This window comes from Streptomyces botrytidirepellens (assembly GCF_003721215.1).
Lineage (GTDB): Bacteria > Actinomycetota > Actinomycetes > Streptomycetales > Streptomycetaceae > Streptomyces > Streptomyces himastatinicus.
In genome coordinates this window covers 1-9,758 of the sequence record NZ_RIBZ01000752.1, presented here as the reverse complement: position 1 = coordinate 9,758, position 9,758 = coordinate 1, and the positions used below count along the sequence as shown (strand labels likewise).

Sequence of the window (9,758 nt, the reverse complement as noted above, 5' to 3'; positions counted from 1 at the left end):
CGCGCGCCGGATGGTGCGCCGGACCGCGCCGGGCCCGCGGCCCCGCGCGCGGACCGGGGAGCCCCCGCCCGGCAGGGAGCCCCCGCCCGGCAGGGAGCCCGGGCTGGCCCTGGTGGTGATCGCCCCGCGCGACGGTCTCGCGGCGTACGCACCGGATCCGGCGGCCGCCGAGCCGCTGCTCGCCTCCGGCACACCCCATCTGTACGCGGGGGTGATCGAGGGCACCGGGGTGGTGGGGCCCCTGGTCCTGCCGGGCGTCACCCCCTGTGCGGGCTGCGCCGCGGCGGCCCGTGCCGAGCGGGAGCCGGTGTGGCCGAGGATGCTGGCCCAGTGGCGGTCCGGCCGCCGCGGTGCCGCGCCCGCCTGTGATACGGCGCTGGCCACGGTGGTGGCCGGGCTCGCCGCTTCCCGGACGCTGGCCTTCCTCGACGGCGGACTGCCCGGGGGCGCGGCGGCCCGCTGGGAGCTGGCGCTGCCCGCCCTCTCCTGGCAGGCCGAGCGCGTCGAGGCGCATCCCGGATGCGAGTGCGGAGCGGCCGGGCGGGATGATGCGGTATACGCCTCGGCCGCGGAGAGACCGCACGCCACAATGTGCGGGTGACCGACGTCCGCGGAGTGGGCGACGGGGGTCCGGGAGGCCGCTCCCGGGATGGCTCAGCTGTAGTTGGAGGGCGCATGTCCGATCTGCCGCGCAAGGCGATCACCCGCACCGCCAAACTGGCGGCGCTGCCCTTGGGATTCGCGGGGCGCGCCACCTGGGGGCTGGGGAAGCGGATAGGAGGGCGACCGGCGGAGATCGTCGCGCGCGAGATGCAGCAGCGCACCGCCGAGCAGATGTTCAAGGTCCTCGGCGAGCTCAAGGGCGGGGCGATGAAGCTCGGGCAGGCGATGTCGGTCTTCGAATCGGCGCTGCCCGAGGAGATCGCCAAGCCCTACCGGGCGGCGCTCACCAAGCTCCAGGAGGCCGCGCCGCCCATGCCCACCGGCACGGTCCACGCGGCGCTGGAGGAGCGGCTCGGCCCGGAGTGGCAGGAGCTGTTCCTGGAGTTCGAGGACAAGCCGGCGGCGGCCGCCTCGATCGGGCAGGTGCACCGGGCGGTCTGGCATGACGGGCGTCAGGTCGCGGTCAAGGTGCAGTACCCGGGGGCGGGTCAGGCACTGCTGTCCGACCTCGGTCAACTGAGCCGGTTCGCCCGGGTGCTGGGGCCGCTGGTGCCGGGCATGGACATCAAGCCGCTGATCGCGGAGTTGCGCGACCGGGTGGCCGAGGAGCTGGACTACGAGCTGGAGGCCGAGTCCCAGCGCGCCCATGTGGCGGAGTACGCCGAGGACACGGAGATCGTGGTGCCCGAGGTGGTGCACCAGGGCGACCAGGTGCTGATCACCGAGTGGCTGGAGGGCATACCGCTCTCCGAGGTGATCGCCGAGGGCAGGCCCGAGGAGCGTGACCGGGCCGGTCAGCTGCTGGCCCGCTTCCTGTTCTCGGGGGCGTCCCGCACCGGCCTGCTGCACGCCGATCCGCACCCCGGAAACTTCCGGCTGCTCACCGGGGACGCCCCGGACGGGCCGCCGGAGCAGTGGAAGCTGGGCGTCCTGGACTTCGGCTCGGTGGACCGGCTCCCCGGGGGGCTGCCCGAGCCCATCGGCATCGCGCTGCGGATGGCGCTGGAGGGCGACGCCGCGGGGGTCTACGACCTGATGCGGGATGAGGGGTTCGTCAAACCGACGATCGAGCTGGATCCTGACGCGCTGCTGGAGTTCCTGCTGCCGATGCTGGAGCCGGCCCAGGTCGAGGCATTCCACTTCGAGAGGCAGTGGATACGCGGCCAGGCGGCGCGGATGGCCGACCGCGGTTCCCCCGTCTACGAGCTGGGCAACCAGCTCAATCTGCCGCCCGCCTATCTGCTGATCCACCGGGTGACCTTGAGCACGATCGGGGTGCTGTGCCAGCTGGGCGCCACGGTGCGGCTGCGGGATGAACTCGAGGCCTGGGTCACCGGCTTCGCCGCCGAGGCGGATGAGACCGACGAGCCTGCCGAGGCCGATGAGACTGCCGAGGCCGATGAGTCCGGTGAGACCGACAGGGACGCCGAGGCCGACGGGGAGGCCGAGGACGCCGAGGTCCCGGCGGAGCGGGCGGCCGAGGACGCGGAGACCTCGGCCTGAGGTTCCGGAAACGGCCGGAGGGCCGGTCCGCATCGGACCGGCCCTCCGTGTCGACGCGTGGTCGCGTCAGGACATGACCGCCGTGGCCAGCGCCCGACGGGCGCGCAGCGAGGCACGCCCCGCGCTGCGGTGCAGGCGCATATGCGCACGCGCCAGGGCTTCTGGGATGAGTTGCATTTCTCGGGTCCTGTTCTGGCGCGACTCGGGCGCGCCGGAGTGATGGCGTGTGGGTGTGTCGGAGACCGGTGGGGTCATCGTCGGGACCTGCTTCATGGGCTCGTGCGTCGCTGGGCGATCGATGGTGCCGGGGGTGCTCATGCCGCGACCGGGTTCTTGCGCGGGCGGCCACGCGGCCGCTTGCGGGCCACGACGACGCCCTGGACGAACAGCTCGCCGCCCCAGACGCCCCAGGGCTCGCGACGGTCTTTGGCCCCGGCGAGGCAGGCCTCGCGCAGCGGACAGGTCTGACACAGCGACTTGGCGTACTCGACGTCGGCCGGGGACTCGGCGAAGAAGACTTCCGGGTCGTAGGAGCGGCACGGGACGGCTACGCCCAGGCTCTCGATGGCGTCATCGAGCTCGGTGAGGGCGGTGAGGGGGGTCAAGGAGTCCTCCGAGGAGTCAGGCGGGCGGTTCAGGTCGGTCTCTGCGGACGGGGCGTGTGCGTTGAGTTGCACGGTGGCGTGTTCCTCGTCTGTTCGGTCCGGCTCGTGGCCGGGCGCTGGCAAATCAAAAGGACCGCGGATCCCGGTGTGGGTTCCGCGGCCCTGGAAGGTGCCGACCTGATCCTGAATCAGGCTGGATAACTCCAGGGTTCGAGCCTGCGGAAGGCCCACTTCTCGTGGTGCTGCTGCGTCGTCCGGGATCCGGCACCATTGGCCGCCAGGGCATAGGCAAATGCCCGTGCCGCTGCCGCTACCGCAGGTGCCTGCGTCGGTCGCTCGCTGCGCTCGCTGAGACGCGCTTCATTGGCGCCGGGCATACCGGTGCCGGGAAGCGGGGAGCCGAGCGGGCAGGTGGCGAGGACCGAGCGATCGGTCATTTTGATGGTCTCGATGAAGCTGATCATTGGTCTCCGCCTCCTCTCGGCGTCTCAGGGGACCAGTGCGAACCGGTCCGGACTTACGTAGTACAACACGGATTCCTCGGTTCCCGGAAGGGCCGTTGTCTCCGTGCTCGGAAGGCTATGGGTATGCCGTCCGCGCGCGCAAACTATTTTTCCGTCGAGTTTTCCGCGGGGTCACCCGGTTGGCTTCCCTCGCCCTCGACGTCCCCGTCACCCTCGTGCGGCCGGGGCAGTTCCCGGCCCGCGCAGAGCGCGAGAACGTCGTCGCCGAACCTGCCGAGTTTCCGTCGTCCGACACCAGAGATGCCGGACAGCTCCGATTCGGTTCCCGGCACGGCCTCGGCAATGGCGAGCAGCGTCTTGTCGGTGAAGACGCAAAAGGCCGGCTGGCCCAGCAGCCCGGCCTGCTCGGCCCGCCAGTCGCGCAACCGCTCGTACAGCGCCTCGTCCAGCTCCGAGGGGCAGTCCTCGCAGCGCATCAGCTTCATCTCGCCCGCGTCGGTCAGCGTCCTGCCGCAGACGCGGCAGTGCACCGGGGTGCGCCGCTTGCGCACCGGGGCACTCGGGCCGGTGCCGCGCTCGATTCCGCCCCCACCGCCGGGCATCCGGGCAGCGGGCGCCGCGGAGCCGGGCCGCAGCCCGTTCAGAAAGCGGGTGGGCCTGCGGGAGGGGCGGCCGCCGGGCGCCCGCGAGAGCGCCCACGACAGGCTCAGATGGCGGCGGGCCCGGGTGACCCCCACATAGAGCAGCCGACGCTCCTCCTCGATCTGCTGATCGGTCTTGGCGTAGGTGATCGGCATCATGCCCTCGGTCAGCCCCACCAGGAACACCGCGTCCCACTCCAGGCCCTTGGCCGCGTGAAGTGAGGCGAGTGTCACACCCTCCACGGTCGGGGCGTGCTGGGCGGCCGCCCGCTCGTCCAGCTCCGCCACCAGATCGGAGAGGGTGGCCCCGGGCCTGCCCCGGGCGAAGTCCTCGGCGAGCCGCACCAGGGCGGCCAGCGACTCCCAGCGGTCGCGGACCGCTCCGGAGCCCGCGGGGGGCTCGGGCGTCCAGCCACGGGTGCCGAGCACGGCCCGCACCTGGGACGGGATGTCGTCGTCGGACAGCACCGGGTCGGCGCTTCCGGCGCGGGCCGCGCCCCGCAGCAGCATCCCCGCCTCGCGGACCTCGGGCCGCTCGAAGAACCGCTCGGCGCCGCGCAGCTGATAGGGCACCTCGGCGTCGGCCAGCGCCTGCTCGTACAGCTCGGACTGGGCGTTGACCCGGTAGAGGACCGCGACCTGGCTGGGCGGGACGCCCGCACCGCCCTGCCCGACCGGGGTGATCAGCTCGCGGATCCGGCGGGCGGTGGCCTCGGCCTCGGCGGGCTCGTCCGCGTGGGCGGTGTAGACCGGCTCGGGGCCCGCGTCGCGCTGCGAGACCAGCTCGAGACGGTGCTCCGCGGCGCGGCCGCGGGCCTGGGACAGCAGCCCGTTGGCCAGGTGGACCACCTGGGGGGTGGAGCGGTAGTCACGGATGAGCTTGACCACCGTGGCACCGGGGTGCCGGGTGCGGAAGTCCAGCAGATGGTCGGGGGTGGCGCCGGTGAAGGAGTAGATGGTCTGGCTGGCGTCGCCCACCACGCACAGGCTCTGCCGGTCGCCGAGCCACAGCTCCAGCAGCCGCTGCTGGAGCGGGCTGACGTCCTGGTATTCGTCGACCACGAAGTGCTGGTACTGGCGGCGCACCTGATCCGCGATGTCCGGCCGCTCCTCCAGCACGCCGACCGTGAGCAGCAGCACATCCTCGAAGTCGATCACGCCGCGGTCGCGCTTCAGCTGCTCGTACCCGGCGTAGATCCGGCCGATCTCGGCCGGGTCGCGGGGAGCCTCGCGGCCGTGCTTGGCGGCCGCCGCCGGATAGTCCTCGGGCACGGTCTGGGTGACCTTCGACCATTCGATCTCGCCGGTCACATCCCGCAGCTCGTTGCGGTCCAGCCGGACGCGGCAGCGCGCGGCTGCCTCGGCGACCAGCTGCACCTTGCGCTCGGCCAGCCGCGGCACCTCCCCGCCGACGGCCTTGGGCCAGAAGTACTGGAGCTGGCGCAGGGCGGCCGAGTGGAAGGTGCGCGCCTGCACCCCGCCCGCGCCGAGCTGCCGCAGCCGGCCGCGCATCTCGCCCGCCGCGCGGTTGGTGAAGGTGACGGCCAGCACGCTGGCGGGCTGGAGGATGCCCGCCCGCACCCCGTAGGCGATCCGGTGGGTGATCGCCCGGGTCTTGCCCGTGCCCGCCCCGGCCAGCACGCACACCGCCCCGTGCAGGGCCGTCGCCACCTCGCGCTGCTCGGGGTCGAGCCCCTCCAGCACCGCGTCGGCGTCACGCGGCGTGGCCGCGTAGGCGCCCGGCGTGGAGACCTGCGGGAAGAGAGTGGAGTGCGTTGCTGGTGTCACCCCGCCATGCTGCCAGGTACCCCGGGACCAGCGCGCCGGTTGTCCACAGCCGTGACCATGCGGTCATATGAACGCCGGGCACCGCGGTCGCGGCGCCGCTGGGAATGCGGCTGGGAATGAGCGATGGAAGATGAACGTTCACCCTTTGCCCATACGCCACGACCCCGAGGAGAGCGAAGACCGATGTCCGGCACTGTGACGATGTACAGCACCACCTGGTGCGGCTACTGCCGTCGGCTGAAGGGCCAGATGGACCGCGAGGGGATCGCGTACACCGAGATCAACATCGAGCACGACCCGGAGTCCGCGGCCTTCGTCGAGAAGGCGAACGGCGGCAACCAGACGGTGCCCACCGTCCTCTTCTCCGATGGATCCACGCTGACCAACCCCTCCCTCGCCCAGGTGAAGGCCAAGGTCGGGGCCTAGTCAGCGGTCACCGGTCAGCCGCGGGGCAGCGGCTCGCCGTACCACAGCTCGATCAGCCGCGCCGCGATCGAGATCCCGGACGGGGGCAGCACCTCGCCGGACTCGATCGCGGTGCGCAGCTCGTCCCGGGAGAACCAGCGCGCCTCGTGGATCTCCTCACCGTCCACCTGGATCGTTGAGGACGTGGCCCGGGCCATGAAGCCCAGCATCAGGCTGGACGGGAACGGCCACGGCTGGCTGGCGACGTACTCGACCTCGCCGACCGGGACGCCCGCCTCCTCGGCCACCTCGCGGATCACCGCCTGCTCGATCGACTCCCCCGGCTCCACGAAGCCCGCGAGCGTCGAGAAGCGCCCCTCCGGCCAGTGCACCTGCCGCCCCAGCAGCGCCCGGTCCAGGTCGTCCGTCACCAGCATGATCACGGCGGGGTCGGTGCGCGGGTAGTGCTCGGCGCCGCAGGCCGGGCAGCGGCGGATGTGGCCCGCCGCCGCGATCACCGTGCGCTCGCCGCACCGGGAGCAGAAGCGGTGCAGCCGCTGCCAGTTCTCCAGCGCGACCGCGTGCACCAGCAGCCCCGCGTCGCGCTCGGACAGCAGCGAGCCCGCCTCGCGCAGCCCCGCGGGGCGCGCCGACTGGTCCATGCGGCCCGGCAGGGTGTCCTTCTGGAGCGCGAAGTAGCGCACCCCGTCCTCGTCCGTGCCCAGGAAGTAGCGGTGGGTCTCGGTGGGCGGGGCCTCGAAGGCCGGGGTCATGACCAGCTCGGTACGGCCGTCCGGGGTGTCGTCGACCAGGGCCTGGCCTCCGGAGACCACGAAGACCCGCGTCGTCGGGTGGCTCCACGCCGCGGCCAGCCACGCCTCGTCCAGTCGGTGGTGCGCCGCGCGGTCGATGCCGCTCGGGGCGCTGAGCGTGATCGGCCGGGTGGCGGCGCGCTCGGTCCAGGTGGTCACGGCTGCTTCCAACTCCCCATGCGAAACGGGTGGTTTACGTACATACGCGAGCTATACGGGTCCATTCTCCGCGAGGTCGGCCCAGAGGTGGGCGGCCGTCTCGGCGCCCTTCGCGAGAAGGTCCAGCTCGACCTTCTCGTTGGGGGCGTGCCAGCCGTCGGACGGCACCGAGATGCCCAGGAAGAGCACCGGAGCGCCCAGGACGTCCCGCAGGTCGGCCGCCGGTCCCGATCCGCCCTCGCGGGTGAAGCGGATCTTCTGGTCGAACGCCCGCCCCATGGCCCGTACCAGGGACTGAAGGGCGGGGTGGTCCAAGGGGGTCAGACAGGGGCGGGTCGCGCCCCAGAAGGTGATCTCGTGCCGGATCCCGGCCGGGAGGGACGCCGCGACCCACTCCCGCACGGACCGCTGGACCCGCTCCGTGTCCTGACCGGCCACCAGCCGGAAGGACAGCTTCAGCTGGGCGGTGGACGGCACGATCGTCTTCCCGCCCGGCCCCTGGTAGCCCCCGGAGATGCCGTTGACCTCCGCGGTCGGGCGGGCCCAGATCCGCTCCAGGGTGGTGTACCCGTCCTCGCCGAGCAGACCGTGCGAATGCGCGGTGCGCAGCCAGTCCGCCTCGTCGAAGGGCAGCTCGGCGAAGAGTTCGCGCTCGCGGTCGGTCAGCTCCACGATGCCGTCGTAGAAGCCCGGGACGGCCACCGTGCGGTCGTCGCCGTGCAGCGCCGCGGCCAGCCGGGCGGCCTCGGTGGCCGGGTTGGGCACCGCGCCGCCGAAGGAGCCGGAGTGGATGTCCTGGTCGGGCCCGTACAGGTCGATCTGGCAGTCCGTGAGGCCCCGCATCCCGGTGCAGACGGTCGGGGTGTCCTCGGACCACATACCGGTGTCGGAGACGATCACGGTGTCGCAGGCGAGCCGGTCGGCGTGCGCCCGGACCAGCTCGGGGAAGTGCGGGGAGCCCGACTCCTCCTCGCCCTCGATCAGCAGCTTGAGGTTGACGGCGGGCGCGGTGCGGCCGGTCGCGGCCAGGTGGGCGCGCACCCCCAGGGTGTGGCAGAGGACCTGCCCCTTGTCGTCGGCGGCGCCGCGCGCATACAGCCTGCCGTCCTCGACGACCGGGTCGAACGGGTCGGTGCGCCAGCCGTCCTCGCGGGCGGCGGGCTGGACGTCGTGGTGCCCGTAGACGAGCACGGTGGGGGCGTCCGGGTCGCCGGACGGCCAGGCGGCGAACACCGCCGGGGCGCCGGGCGTCTCCCAGATCTCGACCTCCGGGAAACCGGTCGCGGTGAGGTGCGACGCGAGCCACTGGGCGCTGCGGCGGACGTCACCGGCGCGCGCGGGGTCGGCGGATACGGAGGGTATGCGCAGCCACGCGCCGAGGTCGTCGAGGAAGGCCGCGTAGTGGTCGTCGACGAAGGCGCGGACGGCGTTGTCCGTGTCCGGGGTGGTGCTCATGGATGTGAGCCTATCCGGCGCGCGGGAGCGCCAGAGCCTGGGTCTCCGGGCCGCTCATCCGCGGTCGCCCTCGGTCACGGTTCGACGTCGATGAAAGCGTTACGGACAGCATCGGCCGCGCGCGCATCACCTGCCTCGTCAGGCTCCTCCGCCTCGTCCGCCTCGTCCGCCTCGCCGGTCAGGATGCGTTCCAGCTCCGCGCGGCCGGGCAGGTCCGCGGGGCGCACGATCTCCCCGCTGCGTACATAGAGGAACGCCGCCGAGACCGCCGACAGCGGCAGGTCGTGCTGCTCGGCCCAGGCCAGGCGGTAGATGGCCAGCTGGAGCGGGTCGGCGTCCTGGGAGCGGCCGGTCTTCCAGTCGATGATCTCGTAGCCCTGGCCGCCCCCGGCGCCCGCCGCGGGCTCCCGGTACACCGCGTCGATCCGGCCGCGCACCGTCCGCCCCGCCAGGGTCAGCTGGAACGGCACCTCGACGCGGTGCGGGGTGCGCCGGGCGTACGGCGTGCGCGCGAACGCCTCCTTGAGCGCCGTCAGCTCCCGCTCGTCCGCGATCTCCGGTTCGTCGTCCTCGCCGCCGGGCAGCTCGTCCGGGCCGAGGAACGGCAGCGGCAGCGCCTCGAAGCGCGACTCGACCCAGGCGTGGAAGCGGGTGCCGCGGCGCGCGGCGGGCTGCGGCGGGCGCGGCATGGGGCGGGCCAGCTCTCGCGCGAAGCCGTCCGGGTCCGCGGCGAGCCGCATCAGCTGGGAGGCGGTCAGGGTGTGCGGTACGGGCACCTCGTGCACGGTCGCGCGGGCGCGCCGCAGCTCCCCGGCGAGCGCGTCCAGGTCGCGGTCCCAGGAGTCGGCCAGCCGCGCCTCTTCTGGTGCCAGGTCGCCATCCGGCGCGGGGGGCGGGTTATGGGGGTACGCGTGCTCGTCGCCGTACGAGGCGTCGTACGGGTCGCCCTTCGCGTACGCGTACGGGGCGTCGGGCGCCTCGTCGTACGGGTCCGGGGCGTCGGGCGGCGCGTCGTACGGGTACGCCTCCTCGTCCTCGTACGGGTACGGGTCCAGGTCGTCCGGCGGCTCCGGCCAGTCCGCCTCGTCCGACGACTCCGGCCACACCGGACCGTCCGGAAACGACCCATGCGGTCCCGGGCCGCCCGGGACCGGGCCGTCCGCAACCGGTCCGTGCCGGTCCCCGGCCGGCGGGCCGTCCGCCGCCTCCAGGCGGGTCAGATGGGCCAGGACCGCGTCCGCGGCCCGGCGGCGGCGGGCCAGG

9 protein-coding genes and 1 pseudogene are annotated in these 9,758 nt (G+C 73.1%); 3 read left to right on the top strand and 7 right to left on the bottom strand.

Going from position 1 to position 9,758, the window contains the following annotated elements:
* A pseudogene (locus EEJ42_RS38310) lies at positions 1-601 on the top strand (ThiF family adenylyltransferase); the annotation flags it as partial.
* A 74-nt stretch (positions 602-675) separates the two neighbouring features.
* The gene (locus tag EEJ42_RS38305; RefSeq protein WP_123106780.1) at positions 676-2,166 is read left to right on the top strand and encodes an AarF/UbiB family protein; all 1,491 of its coding nucleotides are present in this window, start codon (positions 676-678) and stop codon (positions 2,164-2,166) included.
* A 66-nt stretch (positions 2,167-2,232) separates the two neighbouring features.
* On the opposite strand, the gene EEJ42_RS38300 is transcribed toward EEJ42_RS38305, so the two are convergent.
* The 4 genes from EEJ42_RS38300 to EEJ42_RS38285 form a co-directional block, all read right to left on the bottom strand.
* The gene (locus EEJ42_RS38300) at positions 2,233-2,484 is read right to left on the bottom strand and encodes a hypothetical protein (RefSeq protein ID WP_123106779.1); all 252 of its coding nucleotides are present in this window, start codon (positions 2,482-2,484) and stop codon (positions 2,233-2,235) included.
* Positions 2,481-2,843: a WhiB family transcriptional regulator gene (locus EEJ42_RS38295; RefSeq protein WP_123106778.1), complete on the bottom strand. Its 363-nt coding sequence runs from the start codon at positions 2,841-2,843 to the stop codon at positions 2,481-2,483. Before EEJ42_RS38295 ends, EEJ42_RS38300 begins: the two co-directional genes overlap by 4 nt.
* A gap of 116 nt (positions 2,844-2,959) precedes the next feature.
* Positions 2,960-3,235 carry a hypothetical protein gene (locus EEJ42_RS38290; RefSeq protein WP_009715210.1) on the bottom strand — a complete coding sequence of 92 codons (276 nt, stop codon included), beginning with the start codon at positions 3,233-3,235 and terminating at the stop codon, positions 2,960-2,962.
* Positions 3,236-3,378: 143 nt separating this feature from the next.
* Complete coding sequence (locus EEJ42_RS38285) at positions 3,379-5,664, bottom strand: ATP-dependent DNA helicase UvrD2 (protein ID WP_123106777.1); 2,286 nt, start codon at positions 5,662-5,664, stop codon at positions 3,379-3,381.
* Positions 5,665-5,847: 183 nt separating this feature from the next.
* Here EEJ42_RS38285 and EEJ42_RS38280 point away from each other — a divergent pair, with 183 nt between their 5' ends.
* A complete protein-coding gene (locus EEJ42_RS38280) occupies positions 5,848-6,090 on the top strand; it encodes a mycoredoxin (protein ID WP_123106776.1) in 243 nt (80 codons plus the stop codon).
* 14 nt (positions 6,091-6,104) lie between these two features.
* On the opposite strand, the gene nudC is transcribed toward EEJ42_RS38280, so the two are convergent.
* The 3 genes from nudC to EEJ42_RS38265 all read right to left on the bottom strand — a co-directional run.
* Positions 6,105-7,040 carry an NAD(+) diphosphatase gene (gene nudC / locus EEJ42_RS38275; RefSeq protein WP_123106775.1) on the bottom strand — a complete coding sequence of 312 codons (936 nt, stop codon included), beginning with the start codon at positions 7,038-7,040 and terminating at the stop codon, positions 6,105-6,107.
* A gap of 51 nt (positions 7,041-7,091) precedes the next feature.
* Entirely contained in the window at positions 7,092-8,495 is a 1,404-nt protein-coding gene (locus EEJ42_RS38270) for a dipeptidase (RefSeq protein ID WP_123106774.1), read from the bottom strand.
* Between the two features lie 74 nt (positions 8,496-8,569).
* A partial coding sequence (locus tag EEJ42_RS38265) for a PD-(D/E)XK nuclease family protein (RefSeq protein WP_148082176.1) occupies positions 8,570-9,758 on the bottom strand: 1,189 nt, incomplete at its 5' end.

Coding starts and splice junctions, on each gene's coding strand:
- EEJ42_RS38305 (WP_123106780.1), top strand. CDS start 676: ATGTCCGATCTGCCGCGCAAGGCGATCACCCGCACCGCCAAACTGGCG.
- EEJ42_RS38300 (WP_123106779.1), bottom strand. CDS start 2,484: ATGAGCACCCCCGGCACCATCGATCGCCCAGCGACGCACGAGCCCATG.
- EEJ42_RS38290 (WP_009715210.1), bottom strand. CDS start 3,235: ATGATCAGCTTCATCGAGACCATCAAAATGACCGATCGCTCGGTCCTC.
- EEJ42_RS38280 (WP_123106776.1), top strand. CDS start 5,848: ATGTCCGGCACTGTGACGATGTACAGCACCACCTGGTGCGGCTACTGC.
- EEJ42_RS38270 (WP_123106774.1), bottom strand. CDS start 8,495: ATGAGCACCACCCCGGACACGGACAACGCCGTCCGCGCCTTCGTCGAC.